Here is a 26,184-nt window from a genome sequence, read left to right as displayed (position 1 = left end):
CTGTTATCGTTTATCTGTTTTTTTTGTAAAATAATCTCCAATAAATTGGATGATAAAAACCAAAATTAAAATGGCAATCGTTGCAACTAAGGTAACAATAGGTCTATTGCGCTGAAAACCTTCAAGGTAAGCAAAATGACCAAGTCCCCCTGCTCCAATTACCCCAGCCATTGCTGTAAAACTTACTAATGAAATAGCTGTAACCGTAAGTCCTGAAATTAATGCTGGCAAAGATTCCGGTATTAATACTTTAAAAATAATATGACCATGTGTTGCTCCCATTGATTGTGATGCTTCAATAACACCTTTATCGATTTCCCTAAGAGCAATTTCCACCATTCTGGCGTAAAAAGGGGCTGCGCCAATAATTAAGGCAGGCAGCGCTGCATTTGCACCAAGCATGGTTCCAACCAATAATTTTGTAAAAGGAATTAATAAAACAATTAAGATAATAAAGGGGATGGATCTGAAAATATTTACAAAGGCGGCAATAATAACATTTACCGACCTGTTTTCCCATAAATTACTCTTATCTGTAAGAAATAGCAGCAAACCAAGAACTATTCCTAAGATGAATGTAGTAAAAACTGAAATGGAAGTCATATAAAGGGTTTCAAGTGTTGCCTCCCATAACTGATCCCACTTTACCATTTCGAAAAAGCTAGCCATTACTAATCACCTCCACACCGACTTGTTGAGAGTGGATATAATTAATGGCTTTCTGAATAACGTCTGCCTTACCATCTAAGTGTATAAATAAAGTACCGTAGGACCCGTTTTGAGTGTGTGAAATTTTCCCTTGCAGAATGTTTACGACAACGTCAAAATCCCTGATTAGAGTGGTAATCAATGGCTGTTCGGCTGCCTCTCCGACAAACGAGAGCTGAACCACCTTTCCATACGGATAACGTTCGAGTAAATGTTCGATCGTTTCTTTCGTTTCTTCCGGTTCTGTTACCTGCTGAACAAATCGTCTGGTGATTGGCTGCTGAGGGTTTTTAAACACATCTAGCACCTGACCCAACTCTACGATTCTGCCACTTTCCATAACAGCTACCCGATGACAAATTTTACGAATCACATGCATTTCATGTGTAATCAACACAATGGTTAAGCCAAGTCGTTTATTGATATCGACTAACAAATCCAAAATGGAATCAGTAGTCTGTGGATCTAGTGCAGAAGTCGCTTCATCACAAAGCAGCACTTTGGGATTATTTGCGAGTGCTCTGGCAATTCCAACACGCTGTTTTTGACCGCCGCTGAGCTGTGATGGATAGGCATTTTCTCTTCCTTCAAGACCTACTAATTTGATTAGTTCATTGACTCGTTTTTTCCTTTCTGGTCCATTAACCCCAGCAATTTCTAAAGGAAACGCGATATTCTCACTAACTGTCCTTGACCAAAGCAAGTTAAAATGCTGAAAAATCATACTAATTTCTTGGCGTGCTTTCCTGAGTTCACTGCCCCTAATTTTTGAAATAACCCGGCCAGCTACGGTAACAGACCCTTCCGTTGGGAGCTCAAGACCATTCAGCATTCGAATTAAGGTACTTTTTCCGGCACCACTATATCCGATTACACCAAAAATTTCTCCTTCTTTTATTTCTAAATTAACATCATCAACTGCCTTCAATTGACCCTGTTTAGAAGGAAAAACTTTACCTACATCTTTTATAGAAATCATTCCATCACCTACTTTTTATCCAATTAAATATGAATTACAAAAATTCCTACTAAAATCATAGTGCTTAAATATAGGGTTTGACTGTTTCCAAGAAAACATTCTTATATTAGAAAATTAAAAAGCCTTTCTGCATAGGCAGAAAGGCATCATAAATAAAGACCTTTCTCCCATCTTCCAAAGCATACGCTTTGTGTGAATTGGCACCATTTCAATAATAATATTGACGGTTGCCGGGCTTCATCGGGCACATCCCTCCACCTCTCTTGATAAGAGTTTACAGCATTCTATATTCAATTAATACGTTCATGGATTAGAGCAATAATTTTAGTACAAAAGCAATCTTAACATGGATAAAAAGTGGTGTCAAACAAATTTTCCACATATTTTGAATAAACTCTTTTATCCTAATTTAAGCCTTCGCCTTTAAGGAAGCAACACCCGTAGCTGCTTCAATCGCTGATTCTAGGTCATCAATTAGGTCCTCAACATTTTCAATACCAATAGAAAGGCGAATTAGGTCCTCTGAAACTCCAGAAGCCTTAAGCCCTTCTGCATCTAACTGCTGATGGGTAGTGCTGGCTGGATGAATAATTAAGCTCTTTGCGTCACCAACATTCGCTACATGGGCAAATAGGGTAATGGAATCGATTAATTTAGCTCCTGCTTCTCTTCCACCTTTTATACCAAATACAATGATGGAACCTGCTCCTTTTGGCAAATACTTAGCAGCCAACTCATGATCAGGGTGTGATGGGTGACCAGGGTAAGATACCCATTCCACTGCAGGATGCTTTAATAAGTAATTAACTACTTCTTTTGTATTCGCAACATGTTCCTTCATACGGACATGAAGTGTTTCAAGTCCAAGCGTGAATTGAAATGCGTTTTGTGGACTTAATGATGGTCCTAAATCACGCAATAACTGTACGCGGGCTTTAATAATGTAGGCAACAGCACCAAGTGCTTCTGCATATACAAGGTCATGATAGCTTGGGTCAGGAGTCGTAAAACCAGGAAATTTAGGTGAATTCCAATCAAATTTTCCTCCGTCTACAATAACCCCGCCTGTTGTTGTTCCATTACCTAAAAGCCATTTCGTTGCTGAATGGATAACAATATCAGCACCAAATTCGATTGGTCGGCATAGGTATGGAGTCGCAAATGTATTATCAATGATTAACGGGACTCCAGCTTCGTGGGCAATTCCCGCTACCTTTTCAATATCAAGGATTCTTAAAGACGGATTGCCGATCGTTTCGGCAAACACTGCTTTTGTTTTATCGGTAATCGCTGCACGGAAATTTTCTGGATCTTCAGGGTCTACAAACTTAACGTTGATTCCATATTTCGGAAGCGTCACAGCAAATAAATTATATGTGCCGCCATATAAAGTTGAGGCTGAAACAATTTCATCTCCTGCTTCAGCAATATTTAAGATTGCCAAAGTAATCGCAGCCATTCCGCTTGCTACCGCTAACGCTCCCACTCCGCCTTCTAATAGTGCAACTCTTTCCTCGAAAACGGTAGTGGTTGGGTTATGAATGCGTGTATATATGTATCCAGTTTCCTTCAACGCAAAAAGATTTGCAGCATGTTCTGTGTTTTTAAATTGGTAAGCATTATTTTGATAGATTGGTACGGCACGTGCTCCTGTTACTGGATCTGGTGCCAATCCACCATGAACACTCAACGTTTCAAAACGATAATTCTTTTGATTTTCCCCCATACTAAACACTCCTCCAATATTTTTGTTGAAGGCTGTGTAAAATAGTCTGTTAATTTCCGCTCCACTAAGGAAAGCTTCTTTGAATAATCACCGCAGTGAAAAGCGGTCTTTGCCTGTCACGAGGCATTTCGCTTTCCGCGGGCGGTACGCCTCCTCGGCGCTAAAGCGCCTGCGGGGTCTCCCGCAGGACATTGATTTACTTCCTCGAATCTGCCCACGCACGAAGAAAATGCGATAGCAATTTTCGAGGAGTCTTCGTGCCTTCCACGGAAATCAACAGAGTGCAAAATAAATTTTGCTTTACACAGCCTATGAAATAAACTTATCAAACTGCTTCTCTGGTTTGGTTAAGTAAAAGATTGATTCGATTAGTAGAATGGTGCGAAATGGTGCGGTTATTTTAAGTTTTTTGTTTTGGATTAAAGTCCTTAATTTTTGATTGCCTTCAAGCAGACTATAGATGGAATCTCGCTGACCTCTTATGACATAAGTGACTGAACGATCATCATTGTCAACGAGTGAGAAAACCTCCCCACGATGAAATACAAGAAGACCCTCTGCGTTTTCGCAAACCAGCTTTATTTTTAGACCATCCAGGTTTTCAATCAATTTAAGAACGTGATCGCATTTCTTGATAGCAGAAAGGAATACTTGTATCATTTCTTCCATTTTCCATCACTCCGATTTCTCTCCATTCTGTTATATATTCAAGTAAATGGATCAGAAGTCCTTCTTTATTTCATCGACAATTTTCTACTTTAGCACACACAAAAAACAGACGCATCTGCATCTGTTTAGAGTAACGATTGTTTAATTTTTTCATATAGAAAAGGAACAGAGCGAAATGCATAAATCATCTCAAGTACTTCTCCATCCTTAATAATTAACAAGCATGGTACACTTTCTATTTCAAACTTATTTGCTAATTCAGGGGAAAAATTTAGATTCATTTTTCCTATATTCACGTCAACCATTTTCTCTATGACTTGGAGCATTCTCGATGCTACCTGACAAGTACCACATAAGGGAGTATAGAAGTAAATGAGTCCAGATGAATGATTTTTTAAGAATGATGATACATCATCAAGGTTCCAATCGGTCATTTTTTTAACCCATTTCTAAAAATTCTGAATGAACATCAATATTTGCACCTAAGAGGACTGTGGCTAGATGATAAACGGGTGCAGTTGCTACTTCACGGTACATCCTGTCAATATAGATATGTTCCGCTTGAGGGAACTCCCTTTTTAATTGTTTTCGAAGCTTTTCACCAGCATCATCGGCATCAACGAGGATATAGACGTCTTTATCTTCAAGTGTATCAATTAATTCGTCCAATTTCGTCATGCTTATAGTCCCATTTGTGCAGACAATTTCGATTGGTTCCTTCAGAATACTTTTTACCTTTTTCTTATCTGATTTGCCTTCTACAATCAGAACTTTATCACCATACGTATCATTCATCATCCATCACCTATACAATAGAAAGTTATTTGTTTGATGTTAACATATTCAATAAACTGAATAACGTGTGAATATGTTAACTATACCATGATTGTTTTTATGATAATAGGTGTTTGCTCAGAGAATTGTCCTAGCACCATCCACCATCATCACAATCCGTATATTTTGCATTTGGCTGCTCTGTCACTGTCACATTCTGAAAAATCTTCCGCTGTTCCACTTCAAATCGTTGATCAAGTTGAAAAGTCATGTCTCCTGGCAGCTGAATTTTTCCAATTGGGGTATCATCTAGAAACAATTCCATCTCGCCATTTTTCATTTTTCCAACTACACGATCTGTTACATCTATTTTCTGTTGTTTCAATGTCATACCAAGAGCCCCTTTTAATTAAAGTTTATTATAGTGTCTCCCAGTTTTAAAATATAGATGGTGCTAATTTTCTCCATAAAAAAAACACCTTGAAAAACAAGGTGTTTGTCTTAACTAGTCTTCTTTAATCATTTCCTCATATTGCTCTGCAGTCATGAGGTTGTCTATTTCACTGCTGTCTGAAGGCTCGATAACAATCATCCATGCCTTTTCATATGGAGATTCGTTTACAAATTCAGGGCTGTCACTTAAATCTTCGTTCACCGCAACAACCTTTCCACTTAACGGTGCATACAATTCTGAAACAGTTTTAACGGATTCAACGCTGCCAAATGGCTCATCAGCAGTCACTTCATCGCCAACTTCAGGAAGTTCAACGAAAACGATATCACCTAGTTCAGATTGTGCAAAGTGAGTGATACCTACACGGACTGTTTCTCCTTCAACCTTTACCCATTCATGTTCTTCAGAATAACGCAATTCCTTTGGTGTAGTCATTACAAAATCCCTCCATTATTTTCTAAATTCCATCATCGATTAACTGGACTTACTTTTTTGAAAAGTAGGAAATATACTTACAACCAAACTTTCTCATACTCTTCTTCTTTAAAACCCACTGTTACTTTTTCTCCATCTGTTAATAATGGTCTTTTGATTAACATCCCATCTGAGGCTAACAATTCTAGCAGTTCATCTTCAGAAGCCGTAGATATTTTATCCTTAATCCCTAGTTCACGATACTTTTGCCCGCTGGTATTAAAGAATTTCTTTAATTCCAGGTTGCCTTTCTCGTATATCTCCTGAAGTTCTGCCTTTGATGGCGTGTTTTCAACAATATGTATTTCTTTGTAGGAAAGTTGATGTTTATCCAGCCATTTCTTCGCATTTCGACATGTACCGCATTTCGGGTACCAGTAAAAAGTAAGAGACATCTGTTTCCACCCCCTCCTTGTGCCAAAACATCAATTGACGTTATTCGTCACTTGAATAGTAACATAACGAGAAAAAAAGTAAAAATGCTTCACTTACATTCTTTCGACTAAATTCGAGAAAGTCCTGCCTACAAATGTAATTTTTATTATATTAACCTAAAAAAACCGACCTCTATTTCATTTAGAGAGCCGGATTTTTGATTTAATTATTTGTTTGCGATATTTGATTAATAATTTGACTTAGAACTTCATTTATTGGTGTAGCAGGGCGACCAAGCAACTTTTCGAAATCTTCGCTCTCAATCTCTAATCCACCATCCCGAACGCCTTTTTGGATATCAACAAGAAAAGGAATAATAAATTCTGGTACTCCAGCACCTTTCATGATGTCGGAATATTTAGCATCATCAACCTGGTGCACAGGAACTTCTTTCCCCAATACAGCGCCGAGAGCAGATGCAAATTCTTCCTGAGTCATTAGTTTGCCAGAAAGTTCGTAAACAGTATTCTCATGGCTAGTACCTGACAGTACAGCTGCTGCAGCCTCAGCATAATCTTGTTGTGGTGCCCAACCAACCTTGCCAGAACCTGCAGACGTCACCCAAGGTGCTCCTGCTATCACACCTTGTATGCTTGAGATTTCATTCTCCAAATACCAGTTATTCCTTATGAATGAGTAAGGAATACCAGTTTTCAAGATAGCTTCTTCCGTTGCTTTATGGGGTGGCGCAAGGAACAACTTGCTCTCACTTGCATTCCCTAAGCTGGTATAAGCAATAAATTTAACTCCAGCACCCTCTGCGGCAGCAACAGCATCTGTATGTTGGCGGATTCTTGTTTCATTGTCACCATCCGCAGAAATAATTAATAATCGGTCAATTCCTGCAAAAGCAGAAACCAATGTTTCAGGATGATCAAAATCTCCATGGCGAACTTCTACTCCACGAACTCGCAGCCTTTCCGCTTTCTCTGGATTTCGAACACTGACAGCGAGTTGACTTGCCGGTACAGTCTTTAATAATGTATCTATTATTTTGGTACCCAGGTTCCCTGTAGCTCCTGTGACTAACATTTTCATTGTCTATTCCCCCTATAAATGTTTATTAGAAATTTTTAGAATCATCGCTTAAGTTAAACTGTAATCAATTTGATTACCTGTAACCATATTAATTACAATTGGTGTTTTTGTCAATATAAATACCAACTTTTAATTGTATAAGAGAACAAAAAATAGTTGTAACCATTACAATTACATTAAAAATTATGTTATAAATTAATCAAGGAAGGTGACTAATTATGTCAATCAGCAGCCGATTTGCTGTAGGAATTCATATATTATCTTTAATTGAGTTTAATAAAGATGGGATAAGTTCATCGGAGTATTTAGCAGAAAGTGTAAACACAAATCCTGCCCTAATAAGAAAAATTATAGGAATGCTAAAGAAGGCTGGGCTAGTAGAAGTACACCCAGGTATCGCGGGGACCAACCTTGCCAGGAATTTATCTGAAATTACATTACTAGAAGTATATAAGGCAGTTAATGTAGTACAGGAGAATGAATTGTTTAGTCTCCACGAAAGTCCAAATCCAAAATGTCCAGTAGGCAGGAACATTCAAGAAGCTTTAATTCCGGTATTGTCCACAGCACAACTAGCATTGGAAAAAGTATTAGGAAATGTAACAATTGAAGATATTGTTAAGGATATTGTTGAAAAAGAGAATTCAACAAATAAAGCCTAAACCGCTATGCGATTTAGGCTTTATTTGTTGATCCTCTTCAATGGAAATACCCACCAATTAAACTAAACGATGTAGCGTTCAGCTTCAATAGCAACATCAGCAACTTCACGTTTCTTCGCAATCACGTTGATTGGCGTGTGGCGTGTAAGTTTGCGAAGGGCAGATACTAGCATACGGAGAGTATCCCCTTGTTCAGTAGCTACTAAAGTTTCTTTAGCATGCTGCTCGATTTCATTGAAAGCTTCTTGACAGAAGATTTGTGTATAAAGTAGCTTTTGTTTATTTTTCTCAAGACCAGACTTTGCAATTGCTTTTTCTGTCCGTAGAACAACAGATTCCATTGCATATGCATTCGAAACAATGTCGGCAATATTTGATAAAATTTCTTGCTCCTTATCTAATGACTTACCAAATTTTTGTGCAGCTAAACCGGCAGCTAACAAGCCGATTTTCTTTGCATTGCTTACTAAATGTTTTTCTTGTGCAAGCGGCTCATCACCTGGCTCTTCAGGCATTAGCATCATGATTTCCTCTTGAAGCGCCATTGCTTTTTGGAATAATGGGAGTTCCCCTTTAAATGCCTTTTTAATATAGGTGCCAGGAACGAGTAGACGGTTAATTTCATTTGTACCTTCAAAAATACGATTTATACGAGAATCACGATATGCTCTTTCGATCGTATATTCCTGCATGAAGCCGTATCCACCGTGAATTTGGACACCCTCATCCACTACATAATCCAACACCTCACTACAGAAAAACTTATTAACAGAGCATTCAATCGCATACTCTGCAATCGAATTGGCCACTAATTTAATATCTTTTTGCTCTTCCGTCGTAAGTTTTCCTTGATGCTCTTCATACAGTCCGATCGTACGGTAGACAGAGCTTTCTGCTGCATAGATTTTCGAAGCCATGGTACCGAACTTTTCTTTGGTTAAATTGAACTGAGAAATTGGTGTATTAAATTGCTTGCGGCCGTTTGCATATTTTACAGCTAATTCAAATGCATTTTTAGAACCGCCAACTCCACCAACGGCTAATTTATATCGACCAATATTTAAAATATTAAAGGCAATGACGTGACCTTTTCCATATTCACCTAATAGATTTTCAACAGGAACAGGTACATCTTCTAGAATAAGAGTACGTGTGGAAGAACTCTTAATCCCCATTTTCTTTTCTTCCGCCCCAGTTGAAACTCCAGGGAAATCTCTTTCTACAATGAAAGCCGTAAAATGTTCGCCATCAATTTTTGTATAGACAACAAATACATCGGCAAATCCAGCGTTGGTAATCCATTGCTTTTCACCGTTAAGGATGTAATGTGTACCTGCTGCATTTAATTTCGCTGTTGTTCTTGCACCAAGGGCATCCGATCCAGATCCTGGCTCAGTTAAAGCGTAAGCGGCAATTTTTTCACCTGAAGCAAGTGCAGGTAAATATTTTTTCTTTTGCTCTTCGTTTCCGAATAAAACGATTGGCAATGAGCCGATCCCAACATGTGCGCCATAGGATAACGAGAAGCCGCCAGCCTTTGACATTTTTTCAGTTACGAGAGAAGATGTTACTTTATCTAAACCTAATCCTTCATATTCTTCAGGAACATCCGCTGCCAATAGTCCTAGATCACCTGCTTGCTTTAAAAGCTTTACAGTGCGGTCAAATTCATGGTTTTCAAGGTGTTCAAGTTGTGGAAGAACTTCTTTTTCAATGAAGTCTTCTGCTGTTTTGGCAATCATTAATTGTTCTTCATTAAAATCTTCTGGTGTTAAAATCCGGTCATAGGAAATATCGTCGATTAAAAAGCTTCCGCCTTTAATAATTTTTTCTGTTTGTTGTGCCATTACTTTTTCCCCCTATTTTTGTAGTGATATATTCCGCTCCACTAAGGAAAGCTTCTAGAATAATCTACCCAGTGACAGGCGGTCCTTGCCTGTCACGAGGCACTTCGCTTTCCGCAGGCGTTGCGGTGAGCCTCCTCGGCGCTAGCGCCTGCGGGGTCTCACCTGCTCCGTACTCCTGCAGGAGTCTTCGTGCCTTCCGCTCATTTAACTTCTACAAACTATTTACCCTTTTTATAAAAGTTCAAATACTCCGGCTGCGCCCATTCCGCCGCCTATGCACATGGTTACGACGCCAAATTGTTGATTACGGCGCTTTAATTCATGGATAAGTGTTAGTGTAAGTTTTGCTCCTGTACAGCCTAGTGGATGACCTAGTGCGATTGCTCCACCATTTACATTTACCTTTTCTTCATCTAAGCCAAGCTCACGAATGACTTGTAGGGATTGAGATGCGAATGCTTCGTTTAATTCGAAAAGATTAATATCAGATAGTTCTAAACCAGCCAACTTAACAGCCTTTGGTACTGCGACTACAGGACCAACTCCCATTATTTCTGGTGGTACGCCTCCAACTGCAAATGATCTGAATTTAGCTAGTGGCTTTAGTCCGAGTGACTCTGCCTTTTCACGGTCCATAATCATTAATGCTGCTGCTCCATCACTTGTTTGAGAAGCATTACCAGCTGTAACAGAACCTGTCACTGAGAAAGCCGGGCGAAGTTTAGCCAACGATTGTACATTTGTATCAGGTCGTACGCCTTCATCTTGAGAAAACTGGATCGTTCTTTCGACTAGCTTGTTGTCTTTGCCGACAGAACGGAAGGTAACATCCACAGGAACGATTTCTTCTACGAATTTCCCTTCCTGAATGGCCTTTGCCGCTTTTTGATGACTGCGAACGGCAAAGGCGTCTTGATCCTCACGAGAAATACCATATTTCTTGGCTACTTCCTCAGCGGTATGACCCATTCCCATATAATACTCTGGTGCTGATTCTGCTAGCTTTACATTTGGCCGAACCACATGCCCTGCCATTGGAATTAGACTCATCGATTCTGCTCCACCAGCAATCGCTGTATCAGTATGACCGAGCATAATCCCTTGTGCCGCATAGGCAATTGCCTGTAATCCAGATGAACAAAAACGATTAATCGTGATCGCCGGAACTGTGTGTGGCAGACCTGCTAATGCCCCAATATTCCGAGCCATGTTATTTCCCTGCTCAGCTTCGGGCATTGCACATCCAATGATTAAATCATCAATATTTCCTTCATAATTTCCTGCACGTTTTAATGTTTCTTTTACAACCAATGCTCCCAAATCATCAGGGCGAACATGGGCAAGCGTGCCTTTCTTTGCTTTACCAACCGGGGTCCGTGCTCCGGCTACAATTACCGCTTCTCTCATTTCGTTCCCTCTCTTTCCTCTAATAGTAGCAATCTATTTTTCTAGCTATTGCGCCTTGGCGCCTCCGCTTATTTAATTACGTAATGGTTTTCCTTTTACCAACATGTGCTGCATACGCTGTTGTGTTTTTCCTTCTCTAATTAAACTTATGAATGCTTCTCTTTCTAAATCCAATAAATATTGCTCATCTACTTCCGTGCCATATGGAACCTTTCCACCAGCAATTACATAAGCCACTTTTTTGGCTATTTTTAAATCATGCTCTGAAATATATCCTGATAAGAACATCGATTGTGCTCCCAGTAAGAGTGTTGCGTATCCTGTCTCACCCACTACCGGTACTTTTCTGCGTGCCTTTTGTACATATCCCTTTTCATGCAAGGCGAGTACAGCTTGTTTTGCATCGTATAACAGGTGATCTCCGTTAACACTGATGCCATCTGCTAAGCCTAAGAAATTATTCTCACGCGCTTCTGCACCAGAAGTCGATACTTTTGCTGTCGCAATTGTTTCAAACACTTTATTCGCAATGTTTTGCAGGTCAACTTGAACGCCATTCGGCAGACCTTCTAAATGCTTAATATATAACTCCTTATTACCGCCGCCGCCTGGAAGTAAACCGACACCAACTTCAACAAGCCCCATATAAGTTTCTGCTGATGCTTGGATGTGAGCAGCAGGTAAACATACTTCTGCTCCACCGCCAAGTGTCATCGCAAATGGTGCTGCAACGACTGGTTTAACACTATATTTCACTTTCATCATTGCATTTTGGAATTGACGAATGACCATTTCAAGTTCAAAGATATTATCATCTTGTGCTTCCATTAGCATCATCGCTAAGTTCGCACCGACACAGAAGTTCTTACCCTGGTTACCGATTACAAGCCCTTTGTAATTGTTCTCAACTTCATCTATTGCAAAGTTAATCATTTGGATAATATCAAGGCCAATCGCATTATTCGGAGAATGGAATTCTAGAAGTGCTACTCCATCACCTAAATCAAGTAAGCTGGCACCACCATTCTTTTTAATGACACCTTTTTGTTTCTTTAATACTTTCAAATCAATCGCTTTTGGATTACTTTCCACTAAGCGGTATTCACCATTTTTATAAAAGAACGTTTCACCATTTTCTTCTAAATAGAAAGATGTATGCCCCTTCGAAAGCATTTCTGTTAGCCATAATGGAATTTCTAAGCCATCATTCTTCATCTTTTCGACTGATTTCTCCAATCCAATGGCATCCCATGTTTCAAACGGACCCATCTCCCAGCCGAAGCCCCACTTCATGGCACGGTCAATATCGACCACCGTGTCAGCAATTTCGCCTAGAAGTTGTGCAGAGTATACTAGAACAGGACTAAAGATATTCCATAAAAGTTCACCAGCACGATCTTGTGCGTATACAAGCGCTTTCAATTTATTTGCCGTGCCTTTTTCTTGTTTACTCATTTCAGTGGCAGCAGTTTTCAGCTTTTTACGAGGTACATATTCTAATGTAGCAGGGTCAAGTTCAAGGATTTCTTTCCCTTTCTTCAGGAAGAAGCCTTGCCCTGATTTGCTTCCTAACCAACCTTTTTCAAGCATCGTTTTCATAAATGAAGGAACTTCAAAAACTTCCTTTTCTTTACCTGTGACTTTTTCGTAAACATTTCCTGCTACATGTGCAAAGGTATCTAACCCAACAACATCCAACGTACGGAAAGTAGCACTTGATGGTCGGCCAACAAGAGGACCTGTGACGGAATCAACTTCCCCTACACTATATCCGCCCTTTAGCATTTCTTGTACAGTAACGAGGAGACCGTAAGTTCCAATCCGGTTGGCAATGAAATTCGGTGTATCTTTTGCAAGAACAACACCCTTACCTAATACATCCTCACCAAATGTTTTCATGAATGAAATGACTTCCTGGCTAGTATATTGAGTAGGAATAACTTCAAGTAATTTTAAGTATCTTGGCGGGTTAAAGAAGTGTGTGCCAAGGAAATGCTTTTTAAAATCATCTGACCTTCCTTCTGCCATCGCTTCAACTGAAATTCCTGATGTATTAGAGCTGATGATGCTGCCGGGTTTACGATAGTGATCCACCTTTTCAAAGACCTGCTTTTTTACATTGAGATTTTCAACGACAACTTCGATTATCCAGTCAACATCTTTTAATTTAACGAGGTCATCTTCTAAGTTACCTGCTTCAATAAGTGCAAGGTTCTTCTTTACCGCTAATGGAGCAGGTTTTTGTTTTAATAATTTCTGAATTGATTGGCTGCTTATTCGATTACGAACCTGCTTATCTTCTAATGTTAGTCCTTTTGCCTTTTCCTCTTCTGTTAACTCCCGAGGAATAATATCTAATAATAATGTCGGTATACCGATGTTTGCTAGGTGAGCAGCGATTCCCGATCCCATAACTCCTGAGCCTAAAACAGCTGCTTTTTTAATAAGTTGGTTCAACATTTTCTCCCCCTTCATAGGATTTGAATGAATACTCATTCATTTTTTTGTCAAAAAAAATTCACAAATGAATGAGTTCTGCTAATTATAACTATAGAATATTTCAAAAATTTGCGCAACAAGTAAACGTGGAAAATTTATTATTTTTTTTGTAAAGTGGTATTACCCACTACATTTACATAAAAAATTTGAATTGGGCATCCTATTATTGAGGTGATGATGTATGGGTAAAATGAAGAAAGACCCATCTAAAAGAGGCGTAAGCGCCGCTAGCGTTCAAGGAAACGCCGGTCCTGGCGGAGAACAAGCGGACAAAAACAAAGTAAACAGCCAAAACAATCAGTATAAAAGATAAATGCATGAAGAGTTGGAAAAAGAAGCAGGCTGGAATAATTCAGCCTGCTTCTTTTGCTACTAAAACTTAGCTTGATAATTTTCAATTTCCCATGAATGAACTGCAGTACGATAACTATCCCATTCAGCCTTTTTCAAGGAAACAAACTCATCATAAACATGGTCACCCAATGTTTTACGTCCAATCTCCCCATCCTCTAATTCCTGTAATGCAGCCTCTAAACTTCCAGGAAGACTTTCAATTCCAAGTTCACCACGGCGCTCTTCTGTCATATGGAAAATATCTTCATTAATTGGAAACGGCACGGCTAATCCTTGCTCAATACCATCTAAACCTGCAGATGCAATAACCGCAAAAGTTAAGTATGGATTGGCTGATGGGTCCGGACATCTTAACTCAACACGAGTGGCCATACCCTTTTTTGCTGGAATTCGAATTAATGCAGAACGGTTTGATGCGCTCCAAGCGATATAGCAAGGTGCCTCATATCCAGGTACTAAACGTTTATACGAGTTTACAAGCGGATTCGTCAGTGCTGTAAAACTCTTTACGTTTTCAATTAAACCTGCAATAAATTGATACGCTTTATTTGAAAGTTGTAAATCATCCGTCGGATCAAAAAAGGCATTTTCACTTCCTTCAAAGAATGACATGTTCACATGCATTCCTGAACCGTTAATACCAAAAACAGGTTTAGGCATAAACGTTGCATGAAGACCATATTTCTTTGCTACAGTTTTGACAACCCATTTATATGTAGTCGAAAGATCAGCTGCACCTAAGGCATCAGCATATTTAAAATTAATCTCATGCTGCCCCTCGGCTACTTCATGGTGTGATGCTTCGATGGTAAAGCCCATTGCTTTTAACGCTCGGTAGATTTCTAAACGAACTCTCTCGCCAAGATCCTTAGGTGAGGGTTCGAAATATCCAGCTTTGTCACTTAATTCCTGTGTCGGATATCCGTTTTCATCTGTTTTAAACAAGAAAAACTCAAGCTCTGGTCCTACCGAAATGGTAAATCCTTTATCTGCTGCACGTTCCACTGTTTTCTTTAAGACATTTCTTGTGTCGCCTTCATACCATGTTCCATCCGGATTTTTAACAGAGCATAGAAAACGCGCTTCAGAATATCCTTCTTCAACCGTCCAAGGTAAAACAGCAAAGGTACCTAAATCAGGTTGTAAATATAAATCCGATTTATTGATTGGTGAAAATCCTTTAATAGAGGATCCATCAAACATGATTTTCCCTTCAACCACATCTTCCAATTGTGCACTCGTTACCGTTATGTGTTTTAAGATTCCTTCAATATCTACAAATTGTAAGTGCAGAAGTTCGACACTTTTTTTATTTATTACTTCTTTGATTTGTTGAACCATTTCAGATTGATCTTTAACATTTGAAAGAATAGCTTCAGTCATGTTATTTCTCCTCCCATTTTCATGTTACGTTTCCTAACATTGGATTTATTATAGGATGAAAAATAAATTTTGACAACATTTTTTATTAAATTTTTCGAATATTTTATGCATATAAAAAAGAAAGCGTTTTCTAAATCAGCACAAGTAAAAGGCCACCTCATGAAAAAAGGCGGCCATATCATTAATAAATATTCATTTTTTTGTATATTACTTTAATTGTCTATGCTTTTCATTAAGTAATTTAATTTCATTGATTATTTCTTTCATTTCCTGCTTCGCTTCTGGATAAAGTTCGTTCCAATGCTTTGCCAAAGCAGGCATTGACTTTGCTATATGGGAATATAGAGCCCAGGTCTTAACCTTTTCCTTCGTTTCCTCACTTGATTCACCGACAAGCAGGTCACTATATTTCTCAATTAATGCTTCGAACTGCTCCGCAAAAACTTTCTCCATCATAACACACTCCATCCTTTGTAATATGCGTACAAGGACATGTTTTACAGCGTTTTGATCCAAGCTGATAGGTAAAACAACAGGTTTTTCTTATCCTTACTTCATCAATGGAATTTTTCTCGGAATAGTACTTTTGTATCGGATTTAGATTGTATCTGCCGAACAGATTACCCTCTGCTTCCATGATTAAGAAATGAAAATCATCTTGTACATTTGGATTCTCACTATCCTTTAACTCCGCCTCATAAAGCCAGAACAAATAGACAGCGATATTTTCCCACAGAATTAGTTTTGAAACCTTAAACGTTTTTTCAAAGTATTCAATTAAAGGGTAAAGGTTGTTTGCAAAAAGATCGCGGCAAATACCTTTTCTCCATTCATTCCGGTCCTTCCCATTCCATTCCTCAATGGATGAATCCTTTAATGAAATCATCGGCAGCCAGTCTTTCCCGCGTTCCGGCTCTTCCATCTCAATATTTTTCAATGATAGATTCATTTTCTTATTGCTTGTGCTCATTGCAAAAAGGGAAATGACTGCAATAAATGCATATCTTTTTATAAATATGGAAGCAGCTGTTCTTTCTGAAGGAGCAGCTATGGAAAAAGCTAAATTTTTCATGAAATCTGTTACAAATCTTTTATCTAGTAAATTTGCCACATTAAATGATTTGCCTATATCTGACCTAAGCCTGTATTTATGTAAGGCGCTTAGGTCATTTTCTTTAAGTGTATTACCCATTGGACACGGCCGCCTTTTGGAGTATACATCTTCCTTTTCCATAAGGAATACAAAGAGGTGTTCCGAATAAAGGATCCATAGTAACCTCACAATCCATACCAAAAACATTTTTGACCAGGCTGCAGTTGATTACGTACTCAGGCTGCCCTTGCGCATAAACCTTTTGATCCTTTAGGGCAACAATATTATGGGCATAGCGGCACGCAAGATTTAAATCATGAAGAACCATGACAACTGTTCTTTTTTTCTTTTCATTCAGTTCAAAAAGAAGGTCGAGGATTTCAATCTGATGTGTCATATCTAAATAAGTCGTCGGCTCATCTAAAAGAATGACATCCGTATCCTGTGCCAAGGTCATGGCAATCCAGGCGCGCTGCCTTTGACCTCCAGAAAGGGAATCAACTGTCCGTTCTTTTAAATCCTCTAACCGGGTTGCTTTTAGGGCGTCATGAACCTTTCTCTCATCTTCTTCTGACCATTGTTTTAACCAGGATTGATGTGGATAACGTCCCTGTTTTACAAGCTGCAGTACAGTCAGTCCTTCAGGAGCGGACGGTGATTGAGGAAGTATCGCCATTTTTTTTGCGACTTCTTTCGTCGAAAGCTTAGCAATGGCTTCGCCCTCCAAAATAACCGCACCGGATTTTGGCTTAAGAAGACGGGCGATTGAACGAAGAAGAGTTGATTTTCCGCAGCCATTAGCTCCAATAAAAACGGAAATTTCACCTTTAGGAATTTTTAAATTTAATTCATCAATGATGAGTGTATCCCCGTATGAAAGTGATAAATTTTTCGTTTCAACCGCATTCATCATCTGCCAGCTCCTTTTGAAATCAATCAAGTTTATGTTTATTAGGCTTGTTTACAGTATATGATTTTGACCCTTTAGTGGGTTGTATTTACGCCTTATATAGTATTAATATTCTCTACAGTTCTAAGTTTATAATTAATTGATAATGATTGTCAATGAGTATGAAAATCATTTTCATTCGTAATCACTAGTGTGTTTTTAATAAATATAACTGCGTAAAAAAAAGAGAAACCATTTCAATGAAATGGCTTCTTGTTTGTGAAAACTAAGTGTTTCTCGTTTTAAATAATAAATAGATAAAGTAAGGTGCCCCTATACTTGCTGTAAAGACACCCGCTGGAATTTCTAATGGTGAAAATAATGTTCGCCCGACTAAATCCGCAAGCATTACTAAAATACCTCCGAGGAGTGCTGATACAGGGAGCAATGCTCCAAATGCAGAACCCACTAATCTCCTGGCCATATGCGGCGCCATTAAGCCTACAAAACCAATCCCTCCTGCGAAAGCTACTGAGCCGCCAACTAAACCCGTACTCAAAAGCATCAATACCAAGCGTTGTCTTTGCACCCGTCCACCAAGGCCTGTTGCTACTTCATCACCAAGTTCCTGAATGTTTACATTCCTGGCATAGATGAATGCAATAGTAATCAATATGATTATCCATGGAACCAGAGCACCTACATTTTTCCAAGTGGATCCATAGACGGTACCCGTAATCCATATGTTTGCCTGGCTTGCTTGATAAATAGGACCTAAAACCATCATAAAAGTTGTCAAAGCTTTTGTTAAGCTCATCAAACCTATTCCGATTAAAATTAGTCTAATGGGAGAAACCCCATTTTTCCATGCCAAAATATAAACGAGGAATGCCACAACTGCTGCACCGATAAAGGCGGCTAAGGGCAGCCAGTGAATACTTACCGTTAATACATGATTTTTATCACTAAAAATTGCCAAAAAACCTACAACCGCTACCGATGCCCCTCCAGTAATCCCTAAGATATCAGGCGAAGCCAGCGGGTTTCGTATCATTCCTTGCAAAATCCCCCCTGCAACTGCCAGTCCGATTCCAGCCATTAAAGCAACAATGATTCTGGGTAATCGGAAGGATTGAATGACAAGGGCCTCCATTTCAGACCCTCCGCCGAAAAATACCTTCAATACATTTAAAGGGCTTATCTTCATTTCTCCCAACCCTGTACTAATAACAAAAACAGCAGCGGTTCCAAGTAACAATCCGATAAACACAAATAATGCTTTTTTATCAATTAAATAAGAGATCTTCCCTTGTTTGATTCTAAAAATTTTGTATTTACTCATCGCCCATTGAACCCCTTTCTAGCAATATAAATGAAAAATGGGGTTCCAATAATCGCCGTCATAACGCCGACTGGGACTTCCTGAGGCATTAAAATATATCTGGAGGCGATATCTGCAGCCAGTAAAAGCACTCCACCAAGAAGTCCGGAAAAAGGAATGACCCAGCGATGGTCAATTCCTACAATCGAACGGGTAAGATGTGGAACGACAATACCAATAAATCCAATTGGTCCTGCAACAGCAACTGCCCCGCCTGAAAGGAGGATTACTACTATTCCAATCGTAATTTTTAATAGCGCTGTATTCAATCCAAGACCTTTGGCTACATCCTCCCCCATAGATAGGACATTCATTTTTGTTGCTATGATCAAAGAAATGATCCAGCCTCCAATTAAATAAGGAAGTACAGCTATTAAATTATCAAGGCTTCTTCCTGCCACTGATCCCGCAAGCCAAAATAATACTTGCTCCAAGGCTGCTTCATTTAAGACCAGTATCCCTTGTGTAAACGAGGCGAATAATGCTGTCATTGCAGCACCCGCTAGAGTCAGTTTCATCGGGGTCAACCCTTCTCTTCCGACTGACCCAATTGCATAGACACTTATTGCAGCCACAGCTGCACCAGCAAAGGATAACCAGGTAAATAGTTGAAGGCTTCCCACACTAAAGACCGTAACGGCAATGACGACGGCGACTCCTGCCCCGGCGTTTACCCCAAAAATATCAGGGGAGGCAAGAGGATTTTTCGTTACAGTCTGCATTAAGACACCTGAAATCGCTAAGCTTGCACCCACTGCTGCAGCAATAAACGCACGTGGGATTCTAACAGATTGTATAACAATATGTTCATTAGATCCATCGAAATTCGTTAAAGCATCTATAGCCATTTTCCATGTGGTATCTGTATACCCGTAGACAATACTTGCTGCCATTAAGAGAAGCAATATAAAGATAGCAATAAAAAGTCCCGCCCACCTTTGGCCTGTGTTTTTTAGAAGCATAACCTAATTCCCTTCTACCCTAATATATAAAATTCGTCTTTATGTATCTGTATTTTCATGTATCAGTCTATTGGAATAGTGGAAAACTGTCAATGCGTTGATAATCATTTTCATTTGTAAAAAACTGCTATAAAAAATTGTTATTGATTTTGATAATCATTTTCAATTTCATGATTGACACGCTTGTGAAATCGTTTTATTATTAGTTTGTAAATGAAAATGATTATCATTAACAATAAGATTATTTGGGGGTTACATAAGATGAAAGGTTTTAAACATTTATTTGCTGTCATTTCATTAATTGCTCTTTTCCTTCTTGCTGCCTGTGGTAACACGGAAGAAAAACCAGCCACACAAAATGAAGATGACACAAAAACAGAAGACACTAGCTATACGGTAGAACATGCAATGGGGTCAACGACATTAGAAAAAACGCCTAAAAAGGTCGTTATATTAACAAATGAAGGAACCGAAGCCTTACTTGCACTAGGAGTAAAACCAGTGGGTGCCGTTCAATCTTGGCTTGGCGATCCGTGGTATAATCACATCACAAAGGATATGGACGGTGTCGAGGTTGTTGGAGTTGAAAGTGAAGTAAATTTAGAGAAAATCGCAACGCTTAAACCTGATTTAATTATCGGAAACAAGCTTCGTCAAGAAGCTGTGTACAGCCAATTAAGCGCAATAGCTCCTACTGTTTTTTCCGAAACCCTGAGAGGTGATTGGAAAGAAAACTTTAAACTATACGCAAAAGCATTAAACCTAGAGGAAAAAGGGGACGAGGTACTTAGTGATTTTGATGACCACGTTGCCGACGTGAAAGCGAAACTTGGTGATAAGGTAAATCAAGAAGTATCTGTTGTCCGTTTTATGGCTGGAAAATCTCGTATTTATTATACCGATTCTTTCTCTGGTATTATCTTTGATCAAGTTGGTCTAAAACGAGCTTCGCAACAGGCAGAACTTTTTACACCTGATAATAAGCTGGGTAACCTTGCTATCGAGGTTGGAAAAGAAGTTATTCCGAAAATGGACGGTGACATCCTTTTCTATTTCACGTATGCTCCAAAAGGTGATCAAGCAGCCCTTGATACAGCGAAAGAATGGACAAATGATCCACTTTGGAAAAATTTAAATGCCGTGAAAAATGGAAAAGCCTACGAAGTTAGTGATGCTACTTGGAATACAGCAGGCGGCGTTTTAGCTGCAAACATCATGCTGGATGATCTTGAAAAAATCATGCTAGAAAAATAAAATCAAAAAATGCGAAAAGAACGAGGCTGCCATGACCTCGTTCTTTTTTATTCTATTCTTATGCCGTTGTTGAGAACATGTATTTTTTATAGTGATAGCGAATCGAGAAGATTAAGCCCAACCCGAGCATATTTCCCATCAACGAGCTTCCTCCATAGCTAATGAACGGCAGTGGAATTCCTGTAATCGGTAAAACACCTATCGTCATCCCGATATTTTGGAAGACGTGAAAGGTAATCATACTGATTACTCCAACACAAATGTACGTATAAAAATTGTTCTTTGTTTCCATGCCGACCTTGGTAATATGGTAAATCAACAAGAAAAATAAACTAACGAGCACACTTGCACCAATAAAACCATACTCTTCACCGACGACACTAAAGATAAAATCGGTATGGCTTTCAGGTAAATAGACTTCTCTATTCCCATAGCCCTTACCACCCGTTTGTCCAGAACCAATCGCTAGGAGTGATCGTGTCAATTGGTAACCTGCTGAACTTTGAAAGTTATAGGGATCCAGCCAAGAGTAAATACGGCTAAATTGATACTGCTTCACGCCTAAATATTTTTCAAGAATCTCTGGCTTCAACAATACAAAATAAAAAATGACAGAAATAAGTGCTGTTCCAATTGAAAAGATTGGTACTAATAGTTTCCATGTTATACCGGAAATAAAAATCATCCCTAAAAGGATTGCTAAAAATACGAGCGAAGTCCCTAAGTCTTGCTTAATAATAAGCGCTAAGGGAACCATCGTGACGACGCCAAGCTTTATTAGCAGCCAAAAATCAGAGGAAATCGTTTTAACTGGGTTCTTTTGGTGATGATCCTCAATTACTTTTGCTAACGCTAAGATAATAAAGATTTTGACAAACTCAGAGGGCTGGAGTGAGCCAATTCCAGGTACCTTAAACCAGTTCTTTGCTCCATTGATCACCGGGGCAATGCTTTCTGGTGCTATCATTAAAAAAACAAGTAGAAATATTCCTACACCATAAGCATACCAAGTTAATTTCTTTAACTGGTCGGAATCAAGCCTAATAACGGCGGCAATAATTCCACACCCAATTCCATAAAAGATAATTTGCTTTATAAGGAAGTTACTGTCATATTGACCGCTTGCCTGCGCACTGTAAATGGATAGACAGCTAGCCAGAAATAATAAAATTAAGATGAAAACCAGACTATAATCAAGTTTTGAAGTTGTATTTTTAGTCGATGTCATTTTTCACACTCCTTTATGTCAAATTTCTCAAAAAGGAACTTGTACATTATCTCATTATATTTTTTTAAAGAACAAAGTACAACTTATAAACCGAGAATGGGTTAAATTACATATAAATAAAAATTGGAAGCGCCTAATTAGGCGCTTCCCTTGTTTTCGAAATATTTACTTTTGAAATCATCTGCCATCCAATGTAAATTATTGGGTACCTGTGGGATTCCGTAGCCGATATAAAGCGGAGTCGTCACGAACCTGGGAACAATTTTTACATAAATTCTTCTATTATAATGATGAAAGAATAGATTATAACTGCCTGCCTTAAAAGGAAAGTGATAGAGAATATAATGCACGGCCTTTTGAAGATTGATACCAAAGGTTTCATTGTAACTGGAATCTTCCATGTCAATATTAAACTCATAAAAGCCTACCTTAGGCTTTGTTGATAGAGTAAATCTGACTCCATCCTTCTCTTCGATCAGAATACCCTCAAACACCTCTTCCGTTATATTTTCCTTATAGTTAATATCATTTAATCCAATAATCTGCATATGAGGATGAGCTAAGGTCCCTCCTGACAATGGACCATGATTTTTGTAAAAAATGACCGATTCATATTTACCCGTTTTATCCATCTCCAGCCAATTTCTTATCGCAAACTGTAAGAGTCTATGTAGAAAAGGAAGGTCATAGGTTGATAATTCACCATGACAATCATCTGTTTCGATTAGTACAGTTTGGTAGGCATTTTCTAAAACAGGATATTTATTTTTCAAAAGTATGATAGGTCCATCCACTTCAATAAGGTCCGTCAACTCTTCTCGTACACAAAAAGGGCATGCTTGCTGTTTATTTCTGATATTTTCTGGTTTCTTAACACCGATTGAGGTATTGAAATGTAGATGGTTATTTTTCAAATGTGCAGCTCCTCTCCAAAATACTTACTTCTATTTTATGGGAGATTCCGCCCCTTTTGCACTATTTTTGCCTTGGTAATATTTAAAAAAATTATTGGTTATTTGCGGATGGTCGTGCATATCTATACTATGTACAGGCTGTTATGGTGCAGAAAGTGAGGGTTAAGATGTTAAGTAAATTAGAGGCACTCATATTAGGAATTATTCAAGGATTAACTGAATTTTTACCAATTAGCAGTACAGGCCATTTATATTTAGGGCGGAACTTATTTGGATTACAAGAGGCTGGTTTATTGCTTGATACCATGTTACATCTTGGTACCTTGCTGGCTGTGTTTGTTTTCTATAAGGACGAGTTTGTTAAGATTATTAAAAACCCCTTTAGTAAACTTACCTTCTTGTTAATTGTAGGAACACTTCCCGCTGTCGTAATCGGACTTCTTTTTAAAGACTATCTTGAGGAAATATCGAGAACTGGGGTAACCATTGGCTGGGAATTTTTAGTTACCGGTGTATTCCTCTGGCTAGCGGATTCAGCAAAAAATGGCTATAAAAAGATGGATGATATTAGTTATACCGATGCCTTGATTATCGGATCTTTTCAAGCAGCTGCCATTCTTCCCGCGATTTCTCGCTCTGGATTTACGATTGTCGCTGCACTATGGAGAAAGTTAGACCGCGAAACAGCAGCCTATTTTTCTTTTCTATTATCTACACCAGCTATCGCAGGAGCAGTCGTACTTCAATCCTTGGACTTATTTGGTGGCACAGGAGAAGAAATTTCGCTATCTGCCTTGTTAGTTGGTATCCTATCCTCTGCCCTATTTGGCTATTTTGCAGTAAAGTGGATGATTGGATTCTTAAAGAAACATTCGTTAAAACCGTTTGCTATTTATGTCTGGGTGCTAGGCTTTGCGGTGTTATTTTTCCAGTTTACAGGGAAATTCTAGGGACAAGAGAACAAGTTATTTTATGAAACGTATCATAACATAAATTATAGAGGGACAAGGATATGATTTCGAAAATGATTTGCTGTTTTCTTCCGTTGAGTATTTAAGAAATAGTTTAATCACATATTCAAGAGTCGCTTGAAAATAAGGAGGGATTAAAAGAATGGACTTAATGAAATATATTACAACTGTTCCCGACTGGCCAAAGCCTGGAATAAAATTTTTAGATATTACTACGTTAATGGCCAATGGTGAAGCATATAAGTATGCCACAGACCAAATCGTAAATTATGCCAAAGAAAAGCAAATTGAACTGGTTGTTGGGCCAGAAGCACGCGGTTTTATTATCGGCTGCCCGGTTTCTTATTCGTTAGGAGTAGGTTTCGCCCCTGTCCGTAAAGAAGGGAAACTTCCTCGTGATACGATTAAAGTAAACTACGGATTGGAATATGGCAAGGATGTCCTAACCATCCATAAGGATGCGATCAAGCCGGGACAGCGCGTGCTTATTACGGATGACTTACTTGCAACGGGCGGGACAATCGAAGCTACGATTAAACTAGTCGAAAAGTTAGGCGGAATTGTCGCAGGAATCGCTTTTCTAATCGAACTGTCCTACCTAGAAGGCAAAAAAAAATTAAACGGCTATGATGTATTAACACTGATGCAATATGAATAAAAATGGGAGAGCACTCTCTTGAGAGTGCTCTTCTTTTATAATATTAACTTTAAATTGCCTCATGCCTGTTTAGATATTTTCTCTGCCTGCTTTTTTAACATTTCTGCTTTATCCGTGTTTTCCCAAGGCAATTGGACATCAGTTCTTCCAAAGTGCCCATAGCAAGCAGTTTGAAAATAAATAGGCTGCCTAAGATTTAGCATTCGAATGATCCCTGCAGGGCGAAGGTCAAAATATTTTCGTATAAGTTGTACAATCCCCGGCTCTTCTATTTTCCCTGTTCCAAACGTTTCAACAGCTATTGAAACAGGCGCAGCTACTCCAATTGAGTAAGCCAATTGAATTTCACATTTATCTGCAATGCCTGCTGCAACAATATTTTTAGCTACATAACGTGCAGCATAGGCTGCAGAACGGTCAACCTTAGTTGGGTCCTTTCCCGAAAAAGCACCGCCCCCGTGGCGGGAAAATCCGCCATACGTATCAACGATAATTTTACGCCCTGTTAACCCTGCATCACCCTTTGGTCCACCAATCACAAATCGACCCGTTGGATTTATATAATATTTTGTGCTCTCATCAATCAATTCTGGTGGTACCACGTAAGAAATGACATATCTATGCAAATCTTTTTTTATTTGTTCTAACTCAACTTTAGGTTTATGTTGTGCCGATATAATAATGGTGTCAATTCGAACAGGCTTTGCATTTTCGTATTCCACAGTCACCTGTACTTTCCCATCCGGACGTAAATACTCAACCAAGCCATACTTTCGAACTTCAGCTAAACGCCTTGCAAGCTTATGGGACAGGTAAATTGGCAATGGCATTAATTCATCCGTTTCATTGCAAGCAAATCCAAACATAAGCCCTTGGTCACCTGCACCAATTTGGTCTATTTCATCCTCCGTCATTAAACCTTCACGGGCTTCTAGCGCTTGATTGACTCCCATTGCTATATCAGAGGATTGCTTGTTCAGCGCTATTAAAATCTTACAAGTATCAGCATCAAGTCCAAACTCTGAGCTTGTATACCCAATATTTCGAATCGTGTCTCTTACTATTTTTAAGAAATCAACAGATGCGTTCGTAGTAATCTCTCCAGATAAAACAATTAAATCTGAACTAACTGAAGTTTCACATGCAACACGCGCATTTGGATCTTTTTCAAAAATGGCATCTAATATAGCATCAGAAATTTGATCACACATTTTATCTGGATGACCTTCAGTAACTGATTCTGATGTAAAAAGGTGACTTTGTTTTTTATCCATATTATCCCATCTCCCGAATTTACATTTTCTTTTTCAAAGATTGTCCAAATTTTTCCACTAAATATAGTACATAATCTTGATATTGAAGCCGTACATGTTGATCTAATGTAGGTTAATAACATTGAGGGTTTAAATAGTGGACAAACATTTG

Annotated in this window: 27 protein-coding genes and 1 riboswitch; of the genes, 5 read left to right on the top strand and 22 right to left on the bottom strand. The window is 38.7% G+C overall.

What is annotated here, in order from left to right; translation table 11 throughout:
• Positions 1–3 precede the first annotated feature (3 nt).
• From QUG14_RS22915 to QUG14_RS22870, 10 genes are all read right to left on the bottom strand, one after another.
• Positions 4–669: a methionine ABC transporter permease gene (locus tag QUG14_RS22915; protein ID WP_289342761.1), complete on the bottom strand. Its 666-nt coding sequence runs from the start codon at positions 667–669 to the stop codon at positions 4–6.
• Positions 662–1,687, bottom strand: a complete 1,026-nt coding sequence (locus QUG14_RS22910; protein WP_289342760.1) for a methionine ABC transporter ATP-binding protein — start codon at positions 1,685–1,687, stop codon at positions 662–664. The genes QUG14_RS22915 and QUG14_RS22910 overlap by 8 nt, the downstream gene beginning before the upstream one ends.
• A 164-nt stretch (positions 1,688–1,851) precedes the next feature.
• Positions 1,852–1,960, bottom strand: a riboswitch (SAM riboswitch).
• Between the two features lie 136 nt (positions 1,961–2,096).
• Positions 2,097–3,413 (bottom strand): O-acetylhomoserine aminocarboxypropyltransferase/cysteine synthase family protein, encoded by a 1,317-nt coding sequence (locus tag QUG14_RS22905; protein ID WP_289342759.1) that lies wholly within the window; start codon positions 3,411–3,413, stop codon positions 2,097–2,099.
• 309 nt (positions 3,414–3,722) lie between these two features.
• Positions 3,723–4,082, bottom strand: coding sequence for an SCP2 sterol-binding domain-containing protein (locus QUG14_RS22900; protein ID WP_289342758.1), 360 nt, complete (start codon positions 4,080–4,082; stop codon positions 3,723–3,725).
• A gap of 125 nt (positions 4,083–4,207) precedes the next feature.
• Positions 4,208–4,516: a thioredoxin family protein gene (locus QUG14_RS22895; protein ID WP_289342757.1), complete on the bottom strand. Its 309-nt coding sequence runs from the start codon at positions 4,514–4,516 to the stop codon at positions 4,208–4,210.
• 4 nt (positions 4,517–4,520) lie between these two features.
• Positions 4,521–4,877, bottom strand: coding sequence for a toprim domain-containing protein (locus tag QUG14_RS22890; protein ID WP_289342756.1), 357 nt, complete (start codon positions 4,875–4,877; stop codon positions 4,521–4,523).
• Between the two features lie 130 nt (positions 4,878–5,007).
• Positions 5,008–5,247: a YusG family protein gene (locus tag QUG14_RS22885; protein WP_289342755.1), complete on the bottom strand. Its 240-nt coding sequence runs from the start codon at positions 5,245–5,247 to the stop codon at positions 5,008–5,010.
• 114 nt (positions 5,248–5,361) lie between these two features.
• Positions 5,362–5,745: a glycine cleavage system protein GcvH gene (gcvH, locus tag QUG14_RS22880; protein ID WP_289342754.1), complete on the bottom strand. Its 384-nt coding sequence runs from the start codon at positions 5,743–5,745 to the stop codon at positions 5,362–5,364.
• Between the two features lie 77 nt (positions 5,746–5,822).
• Positions 5,823–6,179 carry an arsenate reductase family protein gene (locus QUG14_RS22875; protein ID WP_289342753.1) on the bottom strand — a complete coding sequence of 119 codons (357 nt, stop codon included), beginning with the start codon at positions 6,177–6,179 and terminating at the stop codon, positions 5,823–5,825.
• Positions 6,180–6,381: 202 nt separating this feature from the next.
• The gene (locus QUG14_RS22870; RefSeq protein ID WP_289342752.1) at positions 6,382–7,257 is read right to left on the bottom strand and encodes an SDR family oxidoreductase; all 876 of its coding nucleotides are present in this window, start codon (positions 7,255–7,257) and stop codon (positions 6,382–6,384) included.
• A gap of 218 nt (positions 7,258–7,475) precedes the next feature.
• On the opposite strand from QUG14_RS22870, the gene QUG14_RS22865 reads away from it, so the two are divergent.
• A complete protein-coding gene (locus tag QUG14_RS22865) occupies positions 7,476–7,919 on the top strand; it encodes an Rrf2 family transcriptional regulator (RefSeq protein ID WP_289342751.1) in 444 nt (147 codons plus the stop codon).
• A 62-nt stretch (positions 7,920–7,981) separates the two neighbouring features.
• Here QUG14_RS22865 and QUG14_RS22860 read toward each other — a convergent pair whose 3' ends face one another.
• From QUG14_RS22860 to QUG14_RS22850, 3 genes are all read right to left on the bottom strand, one after another.
• Positions 7,982–9,766: an acyl-CoA dehydrogenase family protein gene (locus tag QUG14_RS22860; protein WP_289342750.1), complete on the bottom strand. Its 1,785-nt coding sequence runs from the start codon at positions 9,764–9,766 to the stop codon at positions 7,982–7,984.
• A gap of 231 nt (positions 9,767–9,997) precedes the next feature.
• Positions 9,998–11,173 (bottom strand): acetyl-CoA C-acetyltransferase, encoded by a 1,176-nt coding sequence (locus tag QUG14_RS22855; RefSeq protein WP_289342749.1) that lies wholly within the window; start codon positions 11,171–11,173, stop codon positions 9,998–10,000.
• 72 nt (positions 11,174–11,245) lie between these two features.
• Entirely contained in the window at positions 11,246–13,633 is a 2,388-nt protein-coding gene (locus QUG14_RS22850; protein ID WP_289342748.1) for a 3-hydroxyacyl-CoA dehydrogenase/enoyl-CoA hydratase family protein, read from the bottom strand.
• A 220-nt stretch (positions 13,634–13,853) separates the two neighbouring features.
• Between QUG14_RS22850 and QUG14_RS22845 the strand changes: the two genes are divergently transcribed.
• On the top strand, positions 13,854–13,985 hold the full coding sequence (locus QUG14_RS22845; RefSeq protein WP_133369132.1) for a YuzL family protein: 132 nt from the start codon (positions 13,854–13,856) through the stop codon (positions 13,983–13,985).
• A 59-nt stretch (positions 13,986–14,044) separates the two neighbouring features.
• On the opposite strand, the gene glnA is transcribed toward QUG14_RS22845, so the two are convergent.
• From glnA to QUG14_RS22815, 6 genes are all read right to left on the bottom strand, one after another.
• Entirely contained in the window at positions 14,045–15,409 is a 1,365-nt protein-coding gene (glnA, locus tag QUG14_RS22840; protein ID WP_289342747.1) for a type I glutamate--ammonia ligase, read from the bottom strand.
• Between the two features lie 207 nt (positions 15,410–15,616).
• A complete protein-coding gene (locus tag QUG14_RS22835) occupies positions 15,617–15,862 on the bottom strand; it encodes a DUF2573 family protein (RefSeq protein WP_289344214.1) in 246 nt (81 codons plus the stop codon).
• Entirely contained in the window at positions 15,822–16,601 is a 780-nt protein-coding gene (locus QUG14_RS22830) for an IucA/IucC family C-terminal-domain containing protein (protein WP_289342746.1), read from the bottom strand. Before QUG14_RS22830 ends, QUG14_RS22835 begins: the two co-directional genes overlap by 41 nt.
• Positions 16,594–17,412 carry an ABC transporter ATP-binding protein gene (locus tag QUG14_RS22825; protein ID WP_289344213.1) on the bottom strand — a complete coding sequence of 273 codons (819 nt, stop codon included), beginning with the start codon at positions 17,410–17,412 and terminating at the stop codon, positions 16,594–16,596. Before QUG14_RS22825 ends, QUG14_RS22830 begins: the two co-directional genes overlap by 8 nt.
• A gap of 265 nt (positions 17,413–17,677) precedes the next feature.
• A complete protein-coding gene (locus tag QUG14_RS22820) occupies positions 17,678–18,733 on the bottom strand; it encodes a FecCD family ABC transporter permease (RefSeq protein ID WP_289342745.1) in 1,056 nt (351 codons plus the stop codon).
• The gene (locus QUG14_RS22815; RefSeq protein ID WP_289342744.1) at positions 18,730–19,734 is read right to left on the bottom strand and encodes a FecCD family ABC transporter permease; all 1,005 of its coding nucleotides are present in this window, start codon (positions 19,732–19,734) and stop codon (positions 18,730–18,732) included. Before QUG14_RS22815 ends, QUG14_RS22820 begins: the two co-directional genes overlap by 4 nt.
• Positions 19,735–19,995: 261 nt before the next feature.
• On the opposite strand from QUG14_RS22815, the gene QUG14_RS22810 reads away from it, so the two are divergent.
• Complete coding sequence (locus QUG14_RS22810) at positions 19,996–20,988, top strand: ABC transporter substrate-binding protein (RefSeq protein ID WP_289342743.1); 993 nt, start codon at positions 19,996–19,998, stop codon at positions 20,986–20,988.
• Positions 20,989–21,046: 58 nt separating this feature from the next.
• Here QUG14_RS22810 and QUG14_RS22805 read toward each other — a convergent pair whose 3' ends face one another.
• Together QUG14_RS22805 and QUG14_RS22800 are read right to left on the bottom strand one after the other, a co-directional pair.
• Positions 21,047–22,216, bottom strand: coding sequence for an FtsW/RodA/SpoVE family cell cycle protein (locus QUG14_RS22805; RefSeq protein WP_289342742.1), 1,170 nt, complete (start codon positions 22,214–22,216; stop codon positions 21,047–21,049).
• Positions 22,217–22,353: 137 nt separating this feature from the next.
• Entirely contained in the window at positions 22,354–23,130 is a 777-nt protein-coding gene (locus QUG14_RS22800; protein WP_289342741.1) for a DUF4931 domain-containing protein, read from the bottom strand.
• Between the two features lie 167 nt (positions 23,131–23,297).
• Between QUG14_RS22800 and QUG14_RS22795 the strand changes: the two genes are divergently transcribed.
• Positions 23,298–24,080, top strand: coding sequence for an undecaprenyl-diphosphate phosphatase (locus QUG14_RS22795; protein ID WP_289342740.1), 783 nt, complete (start codon positions 23,298–23,300; stop codon positions 24,078–24,080).
• A gap of 163 nt (positions 24,081–24,243) precedes the next feature.
• Positions 24,244–24,759 carry an adenine phosphoribosyltransferase gene (locus QUG14_RS22790; protein WP_289342739.1) on the top strand — a complete coding sequence of 172 codons (516 nt, stop codon included), beginning with the start codon at positions 24,244–24,246 and terminating at the stop codon, positions 24,757–24,759.
• A gap of 59 nt (positions 24,760–24,818) precedes the next feature.
• Here the strand turns inward: QUG14_RS22790 and metK are convergent, their stop codons facing one another.
• Positions 24,819–26,033: a methionine adenosyltransferase gene (gene metK / locus QUG14_RS22785; RefSeq protein ID WP_289342738.1), complete on the bottom strand. Its 1,215-nt coding sequence runs from the start codon at positions 26,031–26,033 to the stop codon at positions 24,819–24,821.
• Between the last annotated feature and the right edge of the window lie 151 nt (positions 26,034–26,184).

This window comes from Neobacillus sp. CF12 (assembly GCF_030348765.1).
Classification (GTDB): Bacteria; Bacillota; Bacilli; order Bacillales; family Cytobacillaceae; genus Neobacillus.
Note: the sequence above shows the minus strand (reverse complement) of the source record. Positions and strands in the feature narration are given on the sequence as shown.